Here is a 22,415-nt window from a genome sequence, read left to right as displayed (position 1 = left end):
TGTACCTTTGCAGCCACTGTTTAGGCAGGCTTGAAAGCGGCGCCAAACGCGTTTCAAGCCTGTAAAGGTGTAAACGATGTCCCCGGTCTAATTTGTAAAGGATGTACCGGTCTCTACAGTGAGGGGGTTGCCCTTGGCCGCACCGCGATCTTCGACTTTTACCTCCCGCGCAACAGTCATTTATGAAAATCACGCTGTTTCCCAACGCCCGGCAACCTTATCTTTGCCCGCACCAAACAGCACTCGCCAAGCGAGAAGGTTTTCAAGATGTCCAACAGTATGGGTATTGCCAGCGCTTTCGTTTTGTCCTCATTGATCCTGTCGCCGATGGCGATGGCTGAAGAATCGCAGTCGTTCGTAGCGCACAACGTCGCTCGCGCTCAGGCCTTCGATCAGCATCAGGCCGAAGTGATGGCCAAGGCGCAAGACGCCACGCAAGCCCCGCAGGCTGTCACTTCCCAGGCTCAAGCGGCCGAGAAAGACAGCTGAGTCGCGCACCGCGCCAACGTTTCCCTCGACGCGGTTGTTTGGCTCTTCCCGTTCAACCGTCGTCATTCCAGGCCGCTGCCTTTCAGCGGCCTTTTTTCGTTGTGGTCTGAAAGCCGTTTGGTTCGTCTGTAACAACAAGAAACATCACGCCCCTCAGGACATTGAGGGGCCAGTTGACCCAAGGAGCTCCATCGCAAGTGCGTTACCCAGTCCGCTTCTCTCCGTTGTTCATTGCAATTGCCGCAACGATTGCCCCTGCCGCTCACGCTGAAGAGCCTGCCAAAGATGGCTTTGTCGAAGGTTCGAGCCTCAACCTCAACGCTCGCAACTACTACATGAATCGCAACCGCTTGCAGAAAGCAGACGACAACATTGAGTGGGGCCAGGGCTTTCTTGGCATTTTCAAGTCGGGCTACACCGAAGGTACGGTCGGTTTCGGCATTGATGCCCACGCCATGCTCGGGCTGAAGCTGGATGGTGGTGGCGGCACGGACGGTTCGAGCATCCTGCCGGTCAGAGAGAATGGCGGCAAAGCGCCGGGAGCATTCTCCACGGCGGGCGGCACGTTGAAAATGCGCGCGTTCGATACCGAGCTGAAGGCCGGTGACCTGTTCCTCACCAACCCGGTCATCGCCGGCGGTGACACACGCATGCTGCCGCAGACTTTCCGTGGTGTGAGCCTGACCAACCACAGCTTCGACGGCTGGTTGATCGAAGGCGGCCAGGCGAGTTTCACCAAGCCTTACAACCAGAGTGGCCACACGCGCATCGGCACTTCCTACGGCACTCTTGCCGACGGCGATGAGAGCCAGCACCTGAACTGGGCCGGCGTGGCGTGGAGCGGTGTCGAAGGCCTGACCAGCAGTCTTTATGCGTCCGAGCTCAAGGACATCTGGAACCAGTACTACTACGACCTCGACTACACGTGGCAGTTGAACGATCTGGTCAGCCTCAACCCGGGCTTGCACTTCTATCACACGCAAGACACCGGTGATGCGCTGCTGGGCAACATCGACAACAACACCTACAGCCTGCATTTCACCGTTGGCGTCGGTAATCACAGCGTTACCGCCGCGTATCAGCGGGTCAACGGCAACACGCCGTTCGACTACATCAGCCAGGGCGACAGCGTTTACCTCGACAACTCCCAGCAATACTCTGACTTCAACGGCCCGAACGAGCGCTCGTGGAAGCTCAAGTACGCCTATGACTTCGCCGGTGTCGGCGTGCCGGGACTGACCTCGGCGGTGTCGTATTCGCGCGGCACTGTGGACCTGACCAAAGTCGACGCCGACAGCAAAGGCTATTCCAACTGGTACAGCGCCGATGGCCGCAACGCTAAACATTGGGAGCGCGATCTCGACTTGCAGTACGTGGTGCAGAGCGGTCAGGCCAAGGATCTGGCAGTCCACCTGCAATGGGCGACCAACCGAGGCGGCAACGGCTACGGCGTGATTGATTCGGACACAGATGAATACCGTGTTGTCATCGACTACCCGATCAACGTCTTCTAAGATCGGCGCCATAGCACAGCCTTAAATTCAGTGATGCGCCCTGTGGGAGCGAGCTTGCTCGCGAAAGCGGTCTATCAATCGACATCTATGTTGAATGACACGCCGCATTCGCGAGCAAGCTCGCTCCCACAGTGGAATACCGTCACTGGACTCGTGCAACTACGCTTATAAGATCTCCCCAACCGACAGCCCAATCATGATCGCAAGTCGTACCCCACCCGTTGCGGGCAAGACCGGACGCCCCGAGTTGCTGCTGATCTGCGGCAGTTCGCTGACCGTGATCGCGATTCTGTGCATCGTCACGTTCCTGCTGATCCGCGAGCACGCCAACGCTCAGGAATCGGCTACCCGTAGCGCCACCACCATCGCCCAGTTGATCGACGCCGATGTCCTGCGCACGGTCGAGCTGTACGACCTGACCCTGCAAGGCCTGATCGCCGCCGCCCAGCGCGATGACCTGCAAGATGTCTCACCGCAGATCCGCCATCTGGCGCTGTTCGACCGCTCGACCACCGCGCGCTTCAAGGGCGACATACTGCTCCTCGACAAACACGGCGATGTGATTGCCGACTCCTCGCGGATCGAGCCAAAACCGGGCAATTTTGCCGATCGCGATTATTTCCTCGCACACGCATTCAATCGCGACACTGGCATGTTCATCAGCCGACCGTTCAAGACCCGTTGCGACTGCGACGAGGCCAATCAGTGGCGAATCAGCTTCAGTCGACGGATTTCCTCGCAAACCGGTGAGTTCGCCGGGGTAGCCGTGGCCTCGATGAAGCTCGATTACTTCGATCAGTTGTTCAACAGCCTCGACATTGGCAAAGACAGCACGCTGAACATCATCAACAGTGACGGCGTCCTGCTCGCGCAGAAGCCCTACCTGCAAAGCGATTCCATCGGCAAGAGCTACGGCAACCGACCGAATGTCGTGCGTATTCTGGATGACAAGGATGGCAATGGCAGTTTTACCAGCACCTCGAGCATGGACCATCAACAACGCCTCTATACCTATTCGCGGGTCGGCAATCTGCCACTGACGGTGATGGTCGCGCTGTCCAGCGATGAAGTGTTCGGCACCTGGCGACGCACCGCGATGCTGATCAGTGGTGCCACGGGCGTGTTGTGTATGGGTTTGCTGTGGCTGACCTGGTTGCTGGCCCGCGAGTTGCGCCTGCGCCAACGGGCCGAGCGCGAGCTGGCACAACTGGCCGCCACCGATGCGCTGACGGGCGTGGCCAATCGGCGCATGCTTGATCAGGCCCTGCGTCACGAGTGGTTTCGCGCACAGCGCTCAGGCAAACCGATGTCGGTGATGATGATCGATGCCGATCACTTCAAAGCTTTCAATGACCGGCATGGTCATCAGGGCGGCGACCTGGCGCTGAAGACGCTGGCCAGGGTCATCACGGAAAATGTGCGGCGACCGACGGATCTGGTGGCGCGTTACGGAGGTGAAGAGTTTTCGGTGATTCTCGCCGAGACCGATGGCCATGGCGCACAGCAGATAGCGGAGCATATTCGTCAGGCGGTGGAGCAGTTGCCGTTGGTCGACGGGGCCGAGCGGCCGATGACCGTGAGCATCGGCATTGCGAGCTGGACCGCGGCAAGTGAGATGACGCTGGAGCAGCTGTTGTTTGCGGCGGACAAGGCGCTATATCAGGCCAAGGAAGGTGGGCGTAACCGCGTCGTCAGCTATTAAGATCAAAAGATCGCAGCCTTCGGCAGCTCCTACATGAGAATGCGATCACCCTGTAGGAGCTGCCGAAGGCTGCGATCTTTTGATTTTAAAAGGGCATAAAAAAAGGCCATCCGAGGATGGCCTTCAAAAAACTAGAGAGGTTTTTTACTTACACCGCCGCAACCGGGCGCATGTAAGAGATTGGTGCGGTGCTGGCGTCTTCGAACGTCACTACTTCCCAAGCGTCTGTCTGCTCAATCAACTTGCGCAGCAGCTGGTTGTTCAGTGCATGACCGGACTTGAAGCCTTTGAACTCACCAATCAGGCTGTTACCCAGCAGGTACAGGTCGCCAATCGCGTCGAGGATCTTGTGCTTCACGAATTCGTCTTCATAGCGAAGGCCGTCTTCGTTCAACACGCCATCGGCATCGACCACGATTGCGTTTTCAACGCTGCCGCCGAGTGCGAGGTTGTGCTTGCGCAGGTACTCGATATCACTCATGAAACCAAAGGTACGGGCGCGGCTGACTTCTTTTACGAACGAAGTGCTGGAAAAATCCACGCTTGCACTTTGGGTGCGGTCCCGGAATACCGGGTGATCGAAATCGATCTCGAAGCTCACCTTGAATCCTTCGAAAGGGACGAAAGTGGCGCGCTTGTCGCCGTCTTCCACTGTCACTTCACGCAGGATGCGGATGAATTTCTTGGCGGCGTCCTGTTCTTCCAGGCCTGCCGATTGAATCAGGAATACGAAGGGTCCAGCGCTGCCATCCATGATCGGGACTTCGGACGCGGAGAGCTCGACGTAGGCGTTATCGATGCCCAGGCCAGCCATGGCCGAGAGCAAGTGCTCTACCGTGTCCACTTTGACGTCGCCGTTAATCAGCGTCGTCGACATAGTGGTTTCACCGACGTTTTCCGCGCGGGCAGGAATCTGCACCACAGGGTCGAGGTCAGCGCGACAAAACACAATGCCAGTGTCGACAGGCGCAGGCTTGAGGGTCAGATAGACCTTCTCACCGGAGTGCAGGCCTACACCTGTGGCACGGATAATATTTTTCAGTGTGCGTTGTTTAATCATGGCTTGGGCCGCTTCAGCGCAAATTGCGAACTGGTATCAACAAAGGCTGGCGATGATAGCAGACCATGCCTTTGCTGAACACCAATCACCTTCATAGCCCTGATACATTCCATCAATCGGCCTGACGACGCAGGAAAGCCGGGATGTCCAGGTAGTCCAGATCATCTTGCGGATTCATCTTCGCGGCAGCCGCAGCACCGGCCTGAGCCTGGTTGCGCATGACGGTCGGACGGTCCAGATCACGGTAGTTAACCGCAGGCGCTTCCTGACGGGCCGGAGCCGGTTGTTGTACCTGGGCAGAAGCCATGGAGGTATGAACGGTGTTGTCGATGACCTTCACAGGCTTCTCGATTTTCGCGCCCAGACCAGTGGCAACCACGGTCACGTGCAGTTCGTCGCGCATGTCCGGATCGATAACGGTACCGACCTTGACCATCGCGTGTTCGGAAGCGAAGGCTTCGATGATGCTACCCACGTCGGAGTACTCACCCAGGGACAGGTCAGGACCGGCGGTGATGTTCACCAGGATGCCGCGTGCGCCTTGCAGGTTCACGTCTTCCAGCAGCGGGTTGCGGATCGCCGCTTCAGTGGCTTCACGTGCACGGTTCGGACCGCTGGCGCAGCCAGTGCCCATCATCGCCATGCCCATTTCGCTCATCACGGTACGCACGTCGGCGAAGTCGACGTTGATCATGCCCGGACGCTTGATGATGTCGGAGATACCGCGAACGGCACCGGCCAGTACATCGTCTGCCTTGGCGAAAGCCGACAGCAGGCTGGCGTCTTTACCGAGGATGGTCAGCAACTTCTCGTTGGGAATGGTGATCAACGAGTCGACGCTTTCGGAGAGCATGCGGATGCCTTCATCGGCGATCTGCATACGCTTGCGGCCTTCGAACGGGAACGGACGCGTTACGACAGCAACGGTCAGAATGCCCATTTCCTTGGCCACTTCGGCGATGATCGGCGCAGCACCGGTACCGGTACCGCCGCCCATGCCAGTGGTGATGAACACCATGTTGGTGCCCTGCAGGACTTCGGCAATGCGCTCACGGTCTTCGAGAGCGGCCTGACGACCTACTTCAGGGTTGGCGCCAGCGCCCAGACCTTTGGTCACGCCGGTGCCCAGTTGCAGAATGGTACGCGCGCCGATGTTTTTCAGCGCTTGAGCATCAGTGTTGGCGCAGATGAATTCAACGCCTTCGATGTTGCTCTTGACCATGTGATTGACAGCGTTGCCGCCGCCACCGCCAACACCGATAACTTTGATTACCGGGCTTGCGGGGATGTTGTCTACGAGTTCGAACATTTTCCCTCTCCTTACATTCTCTAGTTTTTTCGCCTACTGCTGTTTGTTGCGGTGTTGCGGTAAAGCTTTAGAAGTTGCCTTGAACCCACTTCTTCAATCGGTCCAGCAACGGCGCCTGTGGCTCTTCGTTGCTGTAGCTGTCGCGGCTGCCGATGCCGGAGAACGAGACCCCGTCGGACTGCTTTTGCAGGCCGTACATCAACAAGCCAACGCCAGTGGAATAAATCGGGTTGCGCACCACGTCATCCAGGCCTTTCACGCCATGCGGCACGCCCAGACGGACCGGCATGTGGAAGATCTCTTCGGCCAGTTCAGTGGCGCCTTCCATCTTCGAAGTACCGCCGGTCAGGACGATGCCGGCCGGGATCAGGTCTTCGTAGCCGCTGCGACGCAGCTCGGCCTGAATCAGCGTGAACAGTTCGTCGTAACGCGGCTCGACCACTTCGGCCAGGGCCTGACGCGACAGTTCGCGCGGTGGACGGTCGCCGACGCTCGGCACCTTGATGGTTTCACCGGCACCGGCCAGTTTGGCCAGGGCGCAGGCGTAGCGGATCTTGATTTCTTCGGCGTACTGGGTCGGGGTGCGCAACGCCATGGCGATGTCGTTGGTCACCTGATCACCGGCAATCGGGATCACTGCGGTGTGACGGATCGCGCCTTCGGTGAAGATCGCGATGTCGGTGGTACCGCCGCCAATGTCGACCAGGCACACGCCCAGTTCTTTCTCGTCGTCGGTCAGGACCGAGTAGGCCGAGGCCAGTTGCTCGAGAATGATGTCGTCGATTTCCAGACCGCAGCGACGCACGCATTTTTCAATGTTCTGTGCGGCGTTGACGGCGCAGGTGACTACGTGAACCTTGGCTTCCAGACGTACGCCGGACATGCCCAGAGGCTCACGAACGCCTTCCTGGTTATCGATCACGTAATCTTGCGGCAGGGTGTGCAGCACGCGCTGGTCAGCCGGAATCGCCACGGCCTGAGCAGCGTCGAGCACGCGCTCAAGGTCGGCCGAGCTGACTTCACGATCGCGGATCGCGACGATGCCGTGGGAGTTCAGGCTGCGGATGTGATTGCCCGCCACACCGACGAACGCCGAGTGAATGCGGCAGCCCGCCATCAGTTGGGCTTCTTCGATCGCGCGCTGGATCGATTGCACGGTGGACTCGATGTTGACCACCACGCCCTTCTTCAGGCCACGGGACGGATGGGTACCGATCCCGACGATTTCCAGCGAGCCGTCGTCGGAAACCTCGCCGACCAGCGCCACCACCTTGGAGGTGCCGATATCGAGACCGACGATCATTTTGCCGCTTTGCACGTTTGCCATGGGTCCTGCCTCTTCTTAATTCTTTGCGACAGCGGGTTGGGCTGTCGTCGGCGCTACAGGTTCCCGCCAGCCAACAGCGAGGCCGTTGGCGTAGCGCAGATCGATGCGCGCAATGTTCGTAATCTGGTCTTTAAGCGTCTTGTCATAGATGGCGATAAAGCGGCGCATCTTTTCCACCAGGTTGCCGCGTCCCAGCAACAACTCGATGCCGGGGCCGGAACTGCCGGCACCGGTGGTCAGAAACCAACTCCCGCGTTCACGCAGTTCCAGGCGCGCAATCGAGAAGCCCAACGGCCGCAGCATCTGGCTCAGCACCTGATACTGCTGCATCACTTGCTGCTGGGCCCGTTGTGGGCCGAACAGCTGTGGCAGATGTTCGTAGTTCGCCAGTTCCTTGGGCGTAAACGCCTGGCCCTGGTTGTTCAGCAACGACTCATCACCCCAACGCGCCACCGGCAGTTGCTCTTCGAGGCGGATCACCACCTGGTCCGGCCACACGCGACGGACTTCGGCGTGGGCGATCCACGGCATCTGCTCAAGCTCGGTACGCATACCGGCCAGGTCGATGGTGAAGAAGCTCGACGCCACGTACGGGGCGATCCGCTGCTGCACCGCTTGCTGGCTGATGTAGCTCAGGTCGCCTTGCACGGCGATCTTGGTGATCGGCCGGTCGGCGTACGGCAGCAAACGCGTTGCACCTTCGTAAGTACCAAAGCCCAGCACCACCAGCAGCACTGGCCAGAACAGACTCTTCAGAAAGCCGAAATTGGCTTTCGGCAGGCGCGCGGACATCGGCTCTTTCGCCACCATTCGGCTGGCACCCCGTGGCACCGGCTTGCGGCCGGGTGCGGGAGGCTGATGTCGGAGCTGAGCGCCTTGCATCGTCTTAACCTCGAGCGTCTTCAACACTGGCGGCCAGAATGGCCAGAACCAGTTGCTGGAAATCCAGGCCGGCCGCACGGGCCGCCATCGGTACCAGACTGTGATCGGTCATGCCCGGAGCGGTGTTCACTTCCAGGAACCAGAACTGCCCGTCGGCGTCCTGCATCACGTCCGCCCTGCCCCAACCGGCAATACCCAGCGCCTCACAGGCCTTGGCCGTGAGATCCATGAGTTCCTGTTCCTTGGCGGCATCCAGCCCGCACGGAATGCGGTACTGGGTATCGTTGGCGATGTACTTGGCGTCGTAGTCGTAGAACGTGTGCGGTGTACCCAGGGCGATTGGAGGCAACACCTGGTCACGCAGGGTGGCGATGGTGAACTCCGGACCTTGAATCCATTGCTCAACCAAGACTTGCGAATCATAGGTACTGGCCGCTTTCCATGCGTCGATCAACTCGGACGCAGAACTCACTTTGGCCATCCCGATACTTGAACCTTCATGCGCCGGTTTGACGATCAAAGGGAAGCCCAGTTCCGTCGCCGCCGAAATACAATCGGCTTCGCTGCACAGCACGGCGTGACGTGGCGTCGGAATCCCGAGGCTGTGCCAGACCTGCTTGGTGCGCAATTTGTCCATCGCCAGTGCCGAAGCCAGAATGCCGCTGCCGGTGTAGGGAATGCCCGCCACTTCGAGCAGACCCTGCATCGAGCCGTCTTCACCGCCACGGCCGTGAAGAATGATGAAGGCGCGGTCGATTTTTTCACTCAGCAGACGTTGCAGAATGTCGTCGCCAACGTCGATGCCGAACGCGTCCACGCCAGCACTTTGCAGCGCGTCGAGTACGGCGTTACCGGATTTCAGCGAAACCTCACGCTCGGCACTCAGGCCACCGAAGAGCACGGCGACACGGCCGAAGTCTTTCGGCGCCATAGTAGAAAACAGCTTGGCGTAGGCAGCAGTCATTTCAACTTCCCCTCGACCGACGCCGCCACGGCGCCAGCGAACAATTCACTTTTCAACAGCTTCGGCGCGAGACCACCGATATCACCGGCGCCCTGGCACAGCAGGATGTCGCCGGCACGCAGCAGCGGCTTGACCAGCGGCGCCAGATCGACGCCACGCTCGATGTAGATCGGGTCGAGCTGACCGCGCTGGCGGATGCTGTTGCACAGCTTGCGGCTGTCGGCGCCCGGAATCGGCTCTTCGCCGGCCGGATAGACTTCCATCAGCAGCAGGACGTTGGCGTCGGCCAGTACATTGACGAAGTCGTCGTACAGGTCACGGGTGCGGCTATAACGGTGCGGCTGGTAAACCATCACCAGACGGCGCTCCGGCCAGCCACCGCGCACGGCTTTGATGACCGCGGCGACTTCGGTCGGGTGGTGACCGTAGTCGTCGACCAGCATTACGTTGCCGCCGTCCACCGGCAGTTCGCCATAGACCTGGAAGCGTCGGCCAACGCCCTGGAAGCCAGAGAGGCCCTGAACGATGGCTTCATCGCTGACGCCTTCGTCGGTGGCGATGCAAATGGTCGCCAGCGAATTGAGTACGTTGTGGTTGCCGGGCATGTTCACCGACACGTCCAGCGGTTCACGATCCGGGCGCAGCACGGTGAAGAACGTCTGCATGCCTTGCTGGCGAATATTGATCGCGCGCACGTCAGCGTCTTCGCTGAAGCCGTAGGTCACGGTCGGACGCTTCACCAGCGGGAGGATTTCACGCACCACCGGATCGTCCAGGCACATCACCGCCAAACCGTAGAACGGCAGGTTGTGCAGGAACTCGACGAAGGTTTTCTTCAGTTTGTTGAAGTCACCGTCGTAGGTCGCCATGTGGTCGGCGTCGATGTTGGTGACCACGGCCACCAGCGGTTGCAGGTGCAGGAAACTTGCATCGCTTTCATCGGCTTCGGCGATCAGGTAACGGCTGGTGCCGAGCTGGGCATTGGTGCCCGCCGCGTTCAGACGACCACCGATGACGAATGTCGGGTCCAGACCACCGGCGGCGAACACCGAAGCGATCAGGCTGGTGGTGGTGGTTTTGCCGTGTGTACCGGCGACGGCGATGCCGTGGCGATAGCGCATCAGCTCAGCGAGCATCTCGGCACGCGGCACCACCGGAATACGACGCTCAAGCGCGTTCGCCACTTCCGGGTTAGAGGTGTTCACAGCGCTCGACACCACCAGCACATCGGCAGCAGCTGCGTTCTCGGCACGGTGGCCAATGAAGATGTGCGCGCCGAAAGATTCCAGACGCTCGGTCACCGGCGACGCTTTCAGGTCGGAACCGGAGACTTCATAGCCCAGGTTCAACAACACTTCGGCAATGCCGCACATGCCCACGCCGCCGATGCCGACGAAGTGGATGCGACGGATGCGGCGCATTTCCGGTTGTGGCATGGCTTTCTGATTCTCAACCATGGGCCACCTCCAGACAGGTATCGACCACGCTACGGGTGGCATCGGGTTTCGCCAGACGGCGGGCCGCTTGGGCCATATCTTCGAGTCGTTGCGGTTGCATCAAGACCTCTGTCAGGCGCGCGGCAAGGTCCGCGGCACCAGTCGTTCTTTGCGGCATCAGGAAGGCTGCGCCTTCACGGGCCAAATAATCGGCGTTGCGGGTCTGGTGATCGTCGATCGCGTGGGGCAAAGGCACCAGCATCGAGGGCAGACCGGCGGCAGCCAGCTCACTGATGGTCAACGCGCCTGCGCGGCACACCACCAGGTCAGCCCAGCCATAGGCCTGGGCCATGTCTTTGATGAACGGCTGCACCTGCGCATCCACGCCGGCGGCGCGGTAGCGCTCTGCAGTCACTTCATCGTGGTTTTTGCCGGCCTGATGAAACACTTCCGGGCGCAAATCGGCAGCGACTTGGGCCAGGGCTTCAGGCAGCAATTTGTTCAACGGTTCTGCGCCCAGGCTTCCGCCGAGGATCAGCAAACGCGCTTTGCGACCGGCCAGGGCAGGTCGCGATGTGTCGAGGAACAGCTCGCTGCGCACCGGGTTTCCGGTGGTACGGCGGGTGTCCGACAGAGTAAAGGTGTCGGGGAACGCTTCACACACCCGGGCGGCGAACGGCACCAGCAACCGATTGGCGGTGCCGGCCACAGCGTTCTGCTCGTGAACGATCACCGGCACACCGGCCAGTTTTGCAGCGAGGCCACCAGGACCGGTCACATAACCACCGAAGCCGACCACACACACCGGCTGCAAGCGACGAATGATTGCCCGCGCCTGCCATACCGATTTCAGCAGCATGAACGGCGCCTTGAGCAGCGACAGCTTGCCCTTGCCGCGCAGGCCGGTGGCGTTGATGCGGTGCAGTTCCAGCCCGGCGGCCGGGACCAGTTCATTTTCGATCCCGCGCGGTGTGCCGAGCCAGTGCACGGTGTAGCCGCGCGCCTGAAACTCGCGGGCACAGGCCAGCGCCGGGAACACGTGGCCGCCGGTACCGCCGGCCATGATCAATACGTTAGCGCCCATGATTCGGCTCCTCGGCGAAGTCGCTCTCATGGAATTCCATCTCTTCACTGCCCAAATGGGTTCGACTCTCCCACTCGATCCGCAGCAGCAAGCCAAGGCAGGCACAGCAGATCACCAACGAACTGCCGCCGTAACTGAGGAACGGCAAGGTCAGACCTTTGGTTGGCAGCAGGCCGACGTTCACGCCGATGTTGATCAGGAACTGACCAATCCACAGGAACGACAAACCGTAAGCCACGTAAGCGGCGAAGAACTGTTTAGCCTTCTCTGCCCACAAACCGATGTACATACCGCGAATACACACGAACACGAACAGCGCGACAGTGCACAACGAACCAACGGCGCCGAGCTCTTCGGCCAGTACCGAGAACACGAAGTCGGTGTGCGCTTCCGGCAGGTAGAACTGCTTCTGCACGCTGTTGCCCAGACCGACGCCGAGCCATTCACCGCGACCGAACGCGATCAAGGCTTGCGACAACTGATAACCGGCACCGAACTGGTCGGCCCACGGGTCAGCGAAGTTGGTCAGACGCGCCATACGGTACGGCTGCATTTGAATCAGCAAGACCACCGCCCCGACCGCCAACACCACCATCAGCGAGAAGCGGAACAGCCCGACCCCGCCGAGGAACAGCATCGCCGCTGCAGCGCCCATCATCACCACTGTGGCACCGAAGTCCGGTTCCATCAGCAACAGGCCCGCCATCGGCAGCAGCACGATGAACGGCTTGAAAAAGCCCATCCAGCTTTCGCGCACTTCCTTCTGACGCCGCACCAGATAACCGGCGAGGTAGATCACCACGAACACTTTGGCGATCTCGGACGGCTGCACGTTGAAGAAGCTGAACCCGATCCAGCGCATCGAACCGTTCACTTCTCGCCCGATGCCGGGAATGATCACCATCACCAGCAAGCCGAACGCACCGATCAACATCAACCAGCCAAGGCGTTGCCAGGTGGCGATTGGAATCATCATGGTGACGATGCACGCGCCCAGACCCAGCACCACATAAATAAGGTGGCGAATCATGTAATACAGCGGACTGCCCGACTGCGCTGCCGCCACTTCAGTGGACGCCGAGGCGATCATGATCAAACCGAGACCGAGCAATGCCAGGCAACCGGCGAGCATCGGGAAATCGAGGTCGATACCGCGCCCGGTGATGATCGGCGACGGATACGGCTTGATGATATTGCGCAGGCTCATGCCAATTCCTCCACGGCGCGGACGAACTGGTGACCACGGTCTTCGTAATTCTTGAACATGTCGAAACTGGCGCAGGCCGGCGACAGCAGCACGACGTCACCCGGTTGGGCGGCGGCGCGGCATTGCGCAACGGCGTCGACCAGCGAGGTCGCGCGAATCAGTGGCACGGCCTCGCCGATGGCCGCGCCGATCTTGTCGGAGTCACGGCCCATCAGGATCACGGCGCGGCAGTTGGCCGCCACCGGATCACGCAGATCGTTGAATTCGGCACCCTTGCCATCGCCACCGGCAATCAGGATGACCTTGCCGTCGATGTCCGCACCGAGGCCTTCGATGGCGGCCAGTGCGGCACCAACGTTGGTCGCTTTGGAGTCGTTGTAATACGCCACGCCGTCGAGATCGCGGACCCACTGGCAGCGATGCTCAAGGCCGGCAAATGTACGCAGCGCCGAGAGCATGGCGTCGAACGGCAGGCCCACGGCATGACCCAGCGCCAGCGCCGCGAGGGCGTTGGACTGATTGTGTGCGCCGCGAATTTTCAGCTCACGCACCGGCATCAGGTTCTGGAATTCGAAGGCCAGATACTTCTCGCCGTCTTCTTCGCGGATACCGAATGCCTTGAAATCCGGCTTGGTCAAACCGAAGGTCCAGCATGGTTGGCCCTCGCCCATCAGCGGACGACTCAGCGCATCCTGACGGTTGACCACGAACTGCTTCGCGCCACGGAAGATCCGGTGCTTGGCCAAGTGGTATGCCGGCAGACCGCTGTAGCGATCCATGTGGTCTTCGCTGATGTTCAGCACGGTGGCCACTTCGGCGTTGAGCTGGTCAGTGGTTTCCAGTTGAAAACTCGACAGCTCCATCACGTACAGCTCGACGTCGTCGCTGAGCAGATCCAGCGCCGGAGTGCCAAGGTTACCGCCGACGGCAACGCGCTTGCCGGCCGCAGCCGCCATCTCGCCGACCAGAGTGGTGACGGTGCTTTTCGCGTTGGAACCGCTGATGGCCACGATCGGCGCCTGCGCGTTACGCGCGAACAGCTCGATGTCACCGGACAGTTTCACGCCACGGGCCGCAGCGGCTTGCAGGGCCGGGGTCGCCAGCGCCAGTCCGGGGCTCACGTAGAGCTCGTCGGCACGGCACAGGAATTCGACGTCCAGCTCGCCACAACGCACTTCCACGTGCGGATAGTCACGCTTGAGCGTGGCCAGTTCCGGTGGATTTTCCCGCGTGTCCGCCACGGCAAACGACGTGCCCCGGTTCGCCAGGAAGCGAACCAGGGACATGCCGCTCTTGCCGAGGCCGACAACGATGCGGAAGTGGTCAGAAGCGATCAGAGACACTCGTTCTACCTCAGCTTCAGGGTGGCAAGGCCGATCAGCACGAGAATCACGGTGATGATCCAGAAACGGACAATCACACGCGGCTCGGGCCAGCCCTTGAGTTCAAAATGGTGGTGGATCGGTGCCATGCGGAACACACGGCGACCGGTCAGCTTAAAGGACGCAACCTGAATGACGACTGACAGGGTTTCCATCACGAACACGCCGCCCATGATGAACAGGACGATTTCCTGACGGACGATCACCGCGATGGTGCCCAGTGCCGCGCCGAGTGCCAGGGCACCGACGTCGCCCATGAACACTTGCGCCGGATAGGTGTTGAACCACAGAAAGCCAAGGCCGGCACCGATCAGCGCGCCGCAGAACACGATCAGTTCACCCGCGCCCGGCACGTAAGGGATCAACAGGTATTCAGCGAATTTCACGTTACCCGACAGGTAGCAGAAGATGCCGAGGCCACCACCGACCATCACGGTCGGCATGATCGCCAGACCGTCGAGGCCGTCAGTCAGGTTGACCGCGTTGCTCGAGCCAACGATCACGAAATAAGTCAGCACGATGAAACCGAGGCCCAGCGGAATGCTGTAGTCCTTGAGCATCGGCAGGATCAGCGTGGTTTCCACCGGGGTGGAGGCGGTCATATAAAGGAAGATCGCCGCGCCGAGGCCGAACACCGACTGCCAGAAATACTTCCAGCGGCTCGGCAAGCCACGGGAGTTCTTCTCGATGACCTTGCGGTAATCGTCGACCCAACCGATGGCGCCGAACAGCAGAGTCACCAGCAAAACAGTCCAGACGTAACGGTTGCTCAGGTCAGCCCAAAGCAGTGTGCTGACGCCAATCGAAGACAGAATCAGTGCGCCGCCCATGGTCGGTGTACCCGACTTGGACAGGTGCGATTGCGGGCCATCATTACGCACGGACTGACCGATCTGACGGTTCTGCAAAGTGCGGATCATCCACGGGCCATAGCACAGCGACAAAACCAGCGCGGTCAGCACACCGAGGATCCCGCGCAGGGTCAGGTACTGAAAGACCGCGAAGCCTTTGTAGAACTGTTGCAGATACTCCGCTAGCAGCAGCAGCATTAATGTTTCTCCAGACTGGACCCGCACAGAGCCGCAACGATGTTTTCCATCGCTGCACTGCGCGAACCCTTGATCAAAATGGTGGTGTTTGTGTCCTGCTCGGCGTCGAGGGCCTGAATCAGTTCGGCTTGGCTGCCGAAGTGATACGCCTGTTCACCGAAAGCGTTTACGGCGTGAACCATGTTTGGCCCAACGGCATAAAGCGCGGAAACCTTGCCCCGGGCGTACTCGCCCACGTCGCGGTGCCCCTGCTCCGCCCAATCGCCCAACTCGCCGATATCTCCGAGCACCAGGACGGTGCGGCCGGAAAAGCCGGCGAGTATATCAACGGCCGCGCACATCGAGGTGGGGTTTGCGTTGTAAGTGTCATCAATCACGCGCATACCGTTCTTCGCCAGTTGCGCGACGGTGCGACCCTTGACCGGTTGCACGGCGCCCAGCCCGGTGGCGATGCCGAACAGCGACACGCCCAAGGCGTGCGCGGCAGCGGCGGCAGCCATGGAATTGGCAACGTTATGGGTGCCGAGCAGGTTCAGTTGAACGTGCTCGACACCTTCAGGTGTGTGCAGATTGAAAGCCGGGCAACCACGAGCATCGGTGCTCAAGTCACTGGCGTAGAAATCCGCCTGAGTGTTGCTCAGGGCGAAAGTCAGCACTTTGCGCGCGCCTGCACGGGCCTTCCAGATACCGAAGGCTTTGTCATCGAGGTTGAGCACGGCGACACCATCAGCCGCCAGCCCGTCGATGATTTCGCCTTTGGCTTCGACGATTTTTTCCGGGCCGCCAAACTCACCAACGTGCGCGGTGCCGGCATTGTTCAGGATCGCCACGTGCGGCTTGGTCAGGCCAACGGTGTAAGCGATTTCGCCCAGACGCGAGGCGCCCAGTTCGATCACCGCCGAAGTGTGTTCCGGGGCCAGTTCGAGCAGGGTCAGCGGCGCGCCGAGATCGTTGTTCAGATTGCCACGGGTCGCCAGCACCGGTCCGCGCGTGCGCAGGATGCTCGCGAGCATTTCCTTGACGGTGGTCTTGCCGCTGGAGCCAGTGATGGCAGCGACTGGCTGAGTGAAAGCCGCACGGTTCAACGCGCCCAATTGGCCGAGGGCCTGACGGGTGTCTTTGACCAGCAGTTGCGGCAAGGTGCTGTCGGCGACTTCGCGCTCGACCAGCGCAGCGACGGCACCTTTGGCGGCGACATCGTTCAAGTAGTCATGACCGTCGAAACGCGGGCCGGTCAACGCTATAAACAGTTGACCCGGCTGGATCGCACGGCTGTCGATGCTGACGCCATCGAAACTGGCATCGGCGGCGATCAAACGTGCGTCGAGCGCGTTGGTCAGTTCGCTGAGTTTCAGGGCCTTAAGCATGGGCCACCTCCCACGCGGTCAGGGCGTGATCGGCCTCGACCAGATCGGAGAAAGCGTGGCGCTCGCCATTGATTTCCTGATAGTCCTCATGACCTTTACCGGCCAAGACAATCACGTCATCCGCCGAAGCGCCGGCAATCAGTTGTGCAATCGCCTGACCACGGCCGGCGACGAAGGTGACTTTATCCACAGCCGTGAAACCGGCGCGGATGTCATCGAAAATCACTGCCGGATCTTCAGTGCGCGGGTTGTCGTCGGTGACCAGTACCTGATCGGCCAGACGCTCGACCACTTCGGCCATCAACGGACGCTTGCCGCGGTCACGGTCACCGCCGCAGCCGAACAGGCACAGCAGTTGACCTTTGACGTGCGGGCGCAAAGCGGTCAGAACCTTTTCCAGCGCATCCGGGGTGTGCGCGTAATCGACCACCACCAACGGCTGAGTGCCACCACCCAGACGCTGCATGCGCCCGGCCGGACCTTCGAGTTTCGGCAGTACTTTGAGGATTTCGTCGAGCGCGTAATCCAGACCGAGCAAGGCACCGACTGCTGCCAGTACGTTGCTCAGGTTGAAACGACCGAGCAAGGTGCTGCGCAGATGATGTTCGCCCTGCGGCGTGACCAGCGTGGCGCGCACGCCATGGTCGTCGAACTGCGCTTCACGACAGAACAGATAGGCACTGCTGTCGAGCAGGCTGTAGGTGATCAAGCGCGACTCACGTTTTTCCGCGGCCAGTTGCCGGCCGAAATCGTCGTCGAGGTTGACCACGCGGCACTTCAGATCATTCCAGGCGAACAGCTTGGCCTTGGCCTCGGCGTACGCCTCCATAGTGCCGTGATAGTCCAGATGATCGCGGGACAGGTTGGTCATCACCGCGACGTCGAACGCCAGCGCCGTCACGCGGCCCTGATCCAGACCGTGGGACGACACTTCCATAGCCACGGCTTTGGCGCCGGCCTTTTTCAGGTCGCCCAGGGTCGCTTGCACGGCGATCGGATTCGGCGTGGTGTGCAGACCGCTTTGCAGTGCGCCATAGAAGCCGGAACCCAAGGTCCCGACGATGCCGCAATGCTGGCCGAGCAGATCCAGTGCCTGCGCAACCAATTGAGTCACGCTGGTTTTGCCGTTGGTGCCGGTCACGCCAATCAGGTTCAGGTGATGGCTTGGCTCACCGTAAAAACGCCCGGCGATGTCCGACAGTTGCGCTGCCAGGCCTTTGACCGGAATCAGCGGCACGTCAGTGATCGGCAGCACGGTGGCGCCTTCCACTTCATAGGCCACAGCGGCAGCGCCGCGCGCCAGAGCATCGGCAATGTGTGCACGGCCATCGAATTTGCCGCCGGGCACGGCGAGGAACAGATCGCCCGCGCGTACGTTGCGGCTGTCCAGCGCCAATTCACGGATCAACAGATCGTGGCCGGCGTGGGGGAATATCTTGTTCAGACTTAATGACATCAGCCGCGCCCTCCATTGGCTTTCAGCGGAATGACGGGAGTGGCGTTCGCCTGCTGGGTGTTCGGCAGGTTGTCCGGGGTCACGTTCATCAGGCGCAGGGTGCCGGACATCACACGGCTGAACACCGGCGCGGAGACCAGACCACCGAAGTAACCGGCCTTGGACGGTTCATCGATCACCACAACAATCGCATAACGCGGATCGCTCATCGGGCCGAAACCGGCAAACAGCGAGCGATAAGAGTTTTCCGCGTAGCCCTTGGTACCCACCGAGGTCTTACGCGCAGTACCCGACTTGCCCGCCACGTGATACGCCGGCACCTGCGCACGGAACACGCCGCGCGGCGCTTCGATCACCTGAGTGAGCATGCCTTGCATGGTTTTCGCGACGGCTTCCGGCAGCACCTGTGTGGTCTGCGGCGGCTTGTCGGTTTTGATCAGCGTCAGCGGTGCGAGGCGACCATTGTTGGCCAATGCCGAGAACGCGTGAACCAGCTGGATCGCGGTCACGGAAATACCGTAGCCGTAGGACAGGGTCGCAGTTTCAGCCTTGCGCCAATCGCGGTAGTTCGGCAGGTTGCCGACACGTTCGCCCGGGAAGCCAAGGCCGGTGTCCTGGCCGAGGCCAACTTTCTGTGCCAGCCGGTAAATCGTTTCACCGCCGATATCGAACGCGACCTTACTCATGCCGACGTTACTGGAATTGATCAGAATACCGGTCATGTCCAGCACCGGACCTTCGCTCTTGGAAACGTCCTTGATCGTGTATTTGCCGATCTGCAGAGTGCCCGGATACACCTCGACAGTGTCGCTCGGTTTCCAGCGACCGGACTCGATTGCGGCGCTCATCGAAATGGCTTTCATGGTCGAACCCGGCTCGAACACGTCGATCATTGCGCGGTTACGCATCATCGCCGGTTGCAGGTTGCGACGGTTGTTCGGGTTGTAGGTCGGCTGGTTGACCATGGCGAGAATCTCGCCGGTCTTGACGTCCATGATCACCAGACTGCCGGCCTTGGCGCCGTTCTCGATGATCGCGTTACGCAGTTCGCGGTTGGCCAGATATTGCAGACGCAGGTCAATGGACAACGCCAAGGGCTTGCCGGCCTTGGCGTTTTTGGTGACCTGAACATCCTTGATCAGCCGACCGCGCCGATCCTTGATGACTTGTCGCTTGCCCGGCACCCCGGCGAGCCATTCGTCATAAGCCAGCTCGACACCTTCACGACCGTGGTCATCGATGTCGGTAAAACCGACCATGTGCGCGGTGACTTCACCGGCCGGGTAGAACCGGCGGAATTCTTCGATGCCGTAGACACCTGGGACTTTCAGATCAAGCACAGCCTGGCCTTGCTCGGGGGTCAGCCCGCGCACCAGATAAATGAATTCTTTGTTGGCCTGGGCTTCGAGGCGTTCGGTCAGGGCTTTCGGATCCTGACCCAGCGCGGCAGCAAGTGCCGGCCACTTCTCTTTGGCCGTTTGCATTTCCTTGGCGTTGGCCCACAGCGTGGTCACTGGGGTACTTACGGCCAAAGGCTCGCCGTTACGGTCGGTGATCAGACCACGGTGAGCCGGAATCGGAATATGACGCAGGCTGCGCGCATCGCCCTGACCTTTGAGGAAGTCACGGTCAACCACTTGCAAGTCGATGATGCGCCAGCAGATCGCCGCGACCATCACGCCGAGCAGCGCCACCATCAGGCGGAAGCGCCATGGGAACAGTGCGCCTTCGAGTTTCATCATGGCGCCACCATCTTCACGTCAGCCGCGCCCGGAATGTGCATTTTCAGTTGTTCGGTGGCCAGCACTTCGATGCGGCTGTGCGCGGTCCAGGTGCTCTGCTCGAGAATCAGACGGCCCCACTCGGCCTGCGCCTTGTCGCGCACGCTGAGTTCGTTATAAAGGGTGTTGAGCAACTGCCGGTTCCAGTGCGCGCTGTACGACACGGCGATGGCCGAGACGAGCACGCCGATAAACAGCAGCAGCATCAGAAAGCTGCCGCCGGGCAGTGGCTTGGCGAAAAGCTTGCTCACCGCAGCTTCTCCGCGACGCGCATGACGGCGCTACGGGAACGTGGGTTGGCTTTGAGTTCGGCGTCGGAGGCCGTCTGCGCTTTGCCATGGACTTTGATTTTCGGTTCGAACGCAACATGGCGAACCGGCAGGTTGCGCGGCAGGTTGTCTGCTTCGCCTTTCACCAGTTTGCGCATGAACAGTTTGACGATGCGGTCTTCCAGCGAGTGGAAGCTGATCACGACCAGACGGCCGCCAATTTCCAGCGCGTCCAGCGCGGCTTCGAGGCCGGCTTCCAGATCACCCAGTTCGTTGTTGACGTGAATGCGCAAACCCTGGAATGCACGGGTGGCCGGGTTCTTGCCCTTTTCCCATGCCGGGTTGGCGACTTTCAATACTTCGGCCAGATCGGCAGTGCGCTCGAACGGCTTGATATCGCGACGCTCGGCGACGGCGCGGGCCATACGACCGGAGAAACGTTCTTCACCGTATTCCTTGAACACCCGGGCGATTTCCTCAGCCGGTGCGGTGTTGACGAATTCGGCAGCGCTGATGCCACGGGACGGGTCCATGCGCATGTCGAGCGGGCCGTCATTGAGGAAACTGAAGCCGCGCTCAGCGTCGTCGAGCTGCGGCGAAGACACGCCGAGGTCAAGCAGAATGCCGCTGACCTTGCCGGCCAGACCTTGCTCGGCAACCACCGAACCCAGTTCGGCAAAGCTGCGCTGCACAACGACAAAGCGGCCGTCTTCGGCCGCTAGCGTTTGCCCGGTGGCAATCGCTTGTGGATCTTTGTCGAATCCGATGAGCCGGCCGTCCGTGCCTAGCTGGCTGAGGATCAACCGGCTGTGTCCGCCGCGCCCGAACGTGCCGTCCAGATAGCAGCCATCAGGACGTACGGCGAGAGCCTCGACGGCTTCGTCAAGCAGTACGGTGATGTGGTTAAAGCCGCTATCAATAGTCACAGGATCAAATCACGCAGTTCATCAGGCATCGCGCCCGGTTGTTGAATAGCAGCAAGGTCAGCGGCAGATACCGCGTTCCATGCATCCTCGTCCCACAATTGGAACTTGTTCAGTTGGCCTACCAGCATCGCGCGCTTATCGAGCTTGGCGTATTCGCGCAGACGCGGTGGAACCAGAAAACGACCACTGCCATCGAGTTCAAGGTCGACGGCATTACCAATCAGCAAACGTTGCAGGCGACGGTTCTCTTCGCGAAGCGAAGGAAGCGCGCGCAACTTGGTTTCAATAATTTCCCACTCGTCGAGCGGATAGACACACAGACACGGATCAACGGCATCAATGGTCACGATCAATTGGCCAGAACTACGCGAATCGAGCTCGTCACGGTACCGGCTCGGCATGGCGAGACGGCCCTTTGCATCGAGACTGATAGCGTTAGCTCCGCGAAACACGTCTGCGTTTCTCCAATTTTTATCGTTTTGAGCTCAAAAAACCCACTTCATGCCACTTTCCGCCACTTGCGCACACTATAGGAATGCGCCCACCACACCGTCAAGGCGCGGATTAAAGGAAAACCCTTACAGAACGGAGATTTAGGAGCATAAAAGGAGGTGCAACGAGAATCTGGCGGATACTTTTGACCAATAACTTGATGCAGCACTGAAAGCTGCGCTCGAAAGTTAAAGTAATTTGTTAAGAGTAAGATTTTTTCGGTATTACAAAAGCGCTTCTGCTGTTGATTGAAGCAAGGTGGGAAATGGCTATTACTGCGTTTGCCGCTGCCGGACTTTCAGAGCAGGCCTGCTGATATTACACAGCCCTGTTGCCAATGATTCAAGCAGGGAAAGAAAAAGGTGGAGAGTCGATCTGTAAGCCGGGTTCTGTCTTGAACAGTCATTCGTCTACGATGGCCATCACTGGACATCTTTAGCAACCTACCCGGTCCCAGCGCGGGCCACGCCTTGGGACCCTATTTGGTCTTGCTCCAAGTGGGGTTTACCTAGCCACGAACTGTTGCCAGACGCGCGGTGCGCTCTTACCGCACCTTTTCACCCTTACCGGCGCCGAAGCGCTTAGGCGGTTATTTTCTGTGGCACTTTCCGTAGGCTCACGCCTCCCAGGCATTACCTGGCACTTCGCCCTATGGAGCCCGGACTTTCCTCCCCCCCCTAATTTTCATAGAGGGCAGCGACTGTCCGATCGACTCTCCG

Annotated in this window: 19 protein-coding genes, 1 other RNA gene and 1 pseudogene; 4 read left to right on the top strand and 17 right to left on the bottom strand. The window is 60.1% G+C overall.

Annotation, left to right across the window (positions count from 1 at the left end):
* The first annotated feature begins 267 nt into the window (after positions 1-267).
* The 4 genes and pseudogenes from H8F23_RS27970 (at position 268) to H8F23_RS27960 (ending at position 3,705) form a co-directional block, all read left to right on the top strand.
* Positions 268-489, top strand: a complete 222-nt coding sequence (locus H8F23_RS27970) for a hypothetical protein (protein WP_194936495.1) — start codon at positions 268-270, stop codon at positions 487-489.
* Positions 490-686: 197 nt separating this feature from the next.
* Positions 687-2,003 (top strand): OprD family porin, encoded by a 1,317-nt coding sequence (locus tag H8F23_RS27965; RefSeq protein WP_194936494.1) that lies wholly within the window; start codon positions 687-689, stop codon positions 2,001-2,003.
* A gap of 33 nt (positions 2,004-2,036) precedes the next feature.
* A pseudogene (locus tag H8F23_RS29015) lies at positions 2,037-2,135 on the top strand (metal ABC transporter ATP-binding protein); the annotation flags it as partial.
* A gap of 64 nt (positions 2,136-2,199) precedes the next feature.
* The gene (locus H8F23_RS27960; protein ID WP_194936493.1) at positions 2,200-3,705 is read left to right on the top strand and encodes a sensor domain-containing diguanylate cyclase; all 1,506 of its coding nucleotides are present in this window, start codon (positions 2,200-2,202) and stop codon (positions 3,703-3,705) included.
* A 148-nt stretch (positions 3,706-3,853) separates the two neighbouring features.
* Here H8F23_RS27960 and lpxC read toward each other — a convergent pair whose 3' ends face one another.
* From lpxC to rnpB, 17 genes are all read right to left on the bottom strand, one after another.
* A complete protein-coding gene (gene lpxC, locus H8F23_RS27955) occupies positions 3,854-4,765 on the bottom strand; it encodes a UDP-3-O-acyl-N-acetylglucosamine deacetylase (protein ID WP_007916984.1) in 912 nt (303 codons plus the stop codon).
* A gap of 112 nt (positions 4,766-4,877) precedes the next feature.
* Positions 4,878-6,074: a cell division protein FtsZ gene (gene ftsZ / locus H8F23_RS27950; protein ID WP_016986475.1), complete on the bottom strand. Its 1,197-nt coding sequence runs from the start codon at positions 6,072-6,074 to the stop codon at positions 4,878-4,880.
* A 67-nt stretch (positions 6,075-6,141) separates the two neighbouring features.
* A complete protein-coding gene (gene ftsA / locus H8F23_RS27945; RefSeq protein WP_007916987.1) occupies positions 6,142-7,401 on the bottom strand; it encodes a cell division protein FtsA in 1,260 nt (419 codons plus the stop codon).
* A gap of 15 nt (positions 7,402-7,416) precedes the next feature.
* Positions 7,417-8,283 carry a cell division protein FtsQ/DivIB gene (locus tag H8F23_RS27940; protein ID WP_053123632.1) on the bottom strand — a complete coding sequence of 289 codons (867 nt, stop codon included), beginning with the start codon at positions 8,281-8,283 and terminating at the stop codon, positions 7,417-7,419.
* Between the two features lie 4 nt (positions 8,284-8,287).
* Entirely contained in the window at positions 8,288-9,247 is a 960-nt protein-coding gene (locus H8F23_RS27935; RefSeq protein ID WP_194936492.1) for a D-alanine--D-alanine ligase, read from the bottom strand.
* The gene (gene murC / locus H8F23_RS27930; RefSeq protein ID WP_016987574.1) at positions 9,244-10,704 is read right to left on the bottom strand and encodes a UDP-N-acetylmuramate--L-alanine ligase; all 1,461 of its coding nucleotides are present in this window, start codon (positions 10,702-10,704) and stop codon (positions 9,244-9,246) included. Before murC ends, H8F23_RS27935 begins: the two co-directional genes overlap by 4 nt.
* A complete protein-coding gene (gene murG / locus H8F23_RS27925) occupies positions 10,697-11,767 on the bottom strand; it encodes an undecaprenyldiphospho-muramoylpentapeptide beta-N-acetylglucosaminyltransferase (protein WP_064120497.1) in 1,071 nt (356 codons plus the stop codon). The genes murC and murG overlap by 8 nt, the downstream gene beginning before the upstream one ends.
* Complete coding sequence (gene ftsW / locus H8F23_RS27920) at positions 11,757-12,974, bottom strand: putative lipid II flippase FtsW (protein WP_007916996.1); 1,218 nt, start codon at positions 12,972-12,974, stop codon at positions 11,757-11,759. The genes murG and ftsW overlap by 11 nt, the downstream gene beginning before the upstream one ends.
* Complete coding sequence (murD, locus tag H8F23_RS27915) at positions 12,971-14,317, bottom strand: UDP-N-acetylmuramoyl-L-alanine--D-glutamate ligase (protein ID WP_194936491.1); 1,347 nt, start codon at positions 14,315-14,317, stop codon at positions 12,971-12,973. The genes ftsW and murD overlap by 4 nt, the downstream gene beginning before the upstream one ends.
* Before the next feature lie 5 nt (positions 14,318-14,322).
* The gene (mraY, locus tag H8F23_RS27910) at positions 14,323-15,405 is read right to left on the bottom strand and encodes a phospho-N-acetylmuramoyl-pentapeptide-transferase (protein WP_007917000.1); all 1,083 of its coding nucleotides are present in this window, start codon (positions 15,403-15,405) and stop codon (positions 14,323-14,325) included.
* Positions 15,405-16,772 carry a UDP-N-acetylmuramoyl-tripeptide--D-alanyl-D-alanine ligase gene (locus tag H8F23_RS27905; RefSeq protein WP_194936490.1) on the bottom strand — a complete coding sequence of 456 codons (1,368 nt, stop codon included), beginning with the start codon at positions 16,770-16,772 and terminating at the stop codon, positions 15,405-15,407. Before H8F23_RS27905 ends, mraY begins: the two co-directional genes overlap by 1 nt.
* Positions 16,765-18,228 carry a UDP-N-acetylmuramoyl-L-alanyl-D-glutamate--2,6-diaminopimelate ligase gene (locus H8F23_RS27900; RefSeq protein WP_093430687.1) on the bottom strand — a complete coding sequence of 488 codons (1,464 nt, stop codon included), beginning with the start codon at positions 18,226-18,228 and terminating at the stop codon, positions 16,765-16,767. The genes H8F23_RS27905 and H8F23_RS27900 overlap by 8 nt, the downstream gene beginning before the upstream one ends.
* Positions 18,228-19,967, bottom strand: coding sequence for a peptidoglycan D,D-transpeptidase FtsI family protein (locus H8F23_RS27895; protein WP_194936496.1), 1,740 nt, complete (start codon positions 19,965-19,967; stop codon positions 18,228-18,230). Before H8F23_RS27895 ends, H8F23_RS27900 begins: the two co-directional genes overlap by 1 nt.
* Positions 19,967-20,260 carry a cell division protein FtsL gene (gene ftsL, locus H8F23_RS27890; RefSeq protein WP_007917008.1) on the bottom strand — a complete coding sequence of 98 codons (294 nt, stop codon included), beginning with the start codon at positions 20,258-20,260 and terminating at the stop codon, positions 19,967-19,969. The genes H8F23_RS27895 and ftsL overlap by 1 nt, the downstream gene beginning before the upstream one ends.
* Positions 20,257-21,204 (bottom strand): 16S rRNA (cytosine(1402)-N(4))-methyltransferase RsmH, encoded by a 948-nt coding sequence (gene rsmH, locus H8F23_RS27885; RefSeq protein ID WP_371748248.1) that lies wholly within the window; start codon positions 21,202-21,204, stop codon positions 20,257-20,259. The genes ftsL and rsmH overlap by 4 nt, the downstream gene beginning before the upstream one ends.
* Positions 21,201-21,656, bottom strand: a complete 456-nt coding sequence (mraZ, locus tag H8F23_RS27880) for a division/cell wall cluster transcriptional repressor MraZ (RefSeq protein WP_007917012.1) — start codon at positions 21,654-21,656, stop codon at positions 21,201-21,203. Before mraZ ends, rsmH begins: the two co-directional genes overlap by 4 nt.
* Positions 21,657-22,058: 402 nt before the next feature.
* Positions 22,059-22,412, bottom strand: an RNA gene (gene rnpB, locus H8F23_RS27875) — RNase P RNA component class A.
* Positions 22,413-22,415 lie beyond the last annotated feature (3 nt).

This window comes from Pseudomonas neuropathica, assembly GCF_015461835.1.
GTDB lineage: Bacteria > Pseudomonadota > Gammaproteobacteria > Pseudomonadales > Pseudomonadaceae > Aquipseudomonas > Aquipseudomonas neuropathica.
This window is presented reverse-complemented; position numbering and strand designations above follow the sequence as displayed.

Bases quoted from the DNA above. Each gene is read 5' to 3' on its own strand.
- mraY (WP_007917000.1), bottom strand. From the start codon at position 15,405: ATGCTGCTGCTGCTAGCGGAGTATCTGCAACAGTTCTACAAAGGCTTC.
- H8F23_RS27960 (WP_194936493.1), top strand. From the start codon at position 2,200: ATGATCGCAAGTCGTACCCCACCCGTTGCGGGCAAGACCGGACGCCCC.
- H8F23_RS27935 (WP_194936492.1), bottom strand. From the start codon at position 9,247: ATGACTGCTGCCTACGCCAAGCTGTTTTCTACTATGGCGCCGAAAGAC.
- H8F23_RS27900 (WP_093430687.1), bottom strand. From the start codon at position 18,228: ATGTCATTAAGTCTGAACAAGATATTCCCCCACGCCGGCCACGATCTG.
- ftsW (WP_007916996.1), bottom strand. From the start codon at position 12,974: ATGAGCCTGCGCAATATCATCAAGCCGTATCCGTCGCCGATCATCACC.
- H8F23_RS27940 (WP_053123632.1), bottom strand. From the start codon at position 8,283: ATGCAAGGCGCTCAGCTCCGACATCAGCCTCCCGCACCCGGCCGCAAG.
- ftsZ (WP_016986475.1), bottom strand. From the start codon at position 6,074: ATGTTCGAACTCGTAGACAACATCCCCGCAAGCCCGGTAATCAAAGTT.
- lpxC (WP_007916984.1), bottom strand. From the start codon at position 4,765: ATGATTAAACAACGCACACTGAAAAATATTATCCGTGCCACAGGTGTA.
- murG (WP_064120497.1), bottom strand. From the start codon at position 11,767: ATGGGCGCTAACGTATTGATCATGGCCGGCGGTACCGGCGGCCACGTG.
- ftsA (WP_007916987.1), bottom strand. From the start codon at position 7,401: ATGGCAAACGTGCAAAGCGGCAAAATGATCGTCGGTCTCGATATCGGC.
- H8F23_RS27905 (WP_194936490.1), bottom strand. From the start codon at position 16,772: ATGCTTAAGGCCCTGAAACTCAGCGAACTGACCAACGCGCTCGACGCA.
- murC (WP_016987574.1), bottom strand. From the start codon at position 10,704: ATGGTTGAGAATCAGAAAGCCATGCCACAACCGGAAATGCGCCGCATC.
- H8F23_RS27895 (WP_194936496.1), bottom strand. From the start codon at position 19,967: ATGAAACTCGAAGGCGCACTGTTCCCATGGCGCTTCCGCCTGATGGTG.
- H8F23_RS27970 (WP_194936495.1), top strand. From the start codon at position 268: ATGTCCAACAGTATGGGTATTGCCAGCGCTTTCGTTTTGTCCTCATTG.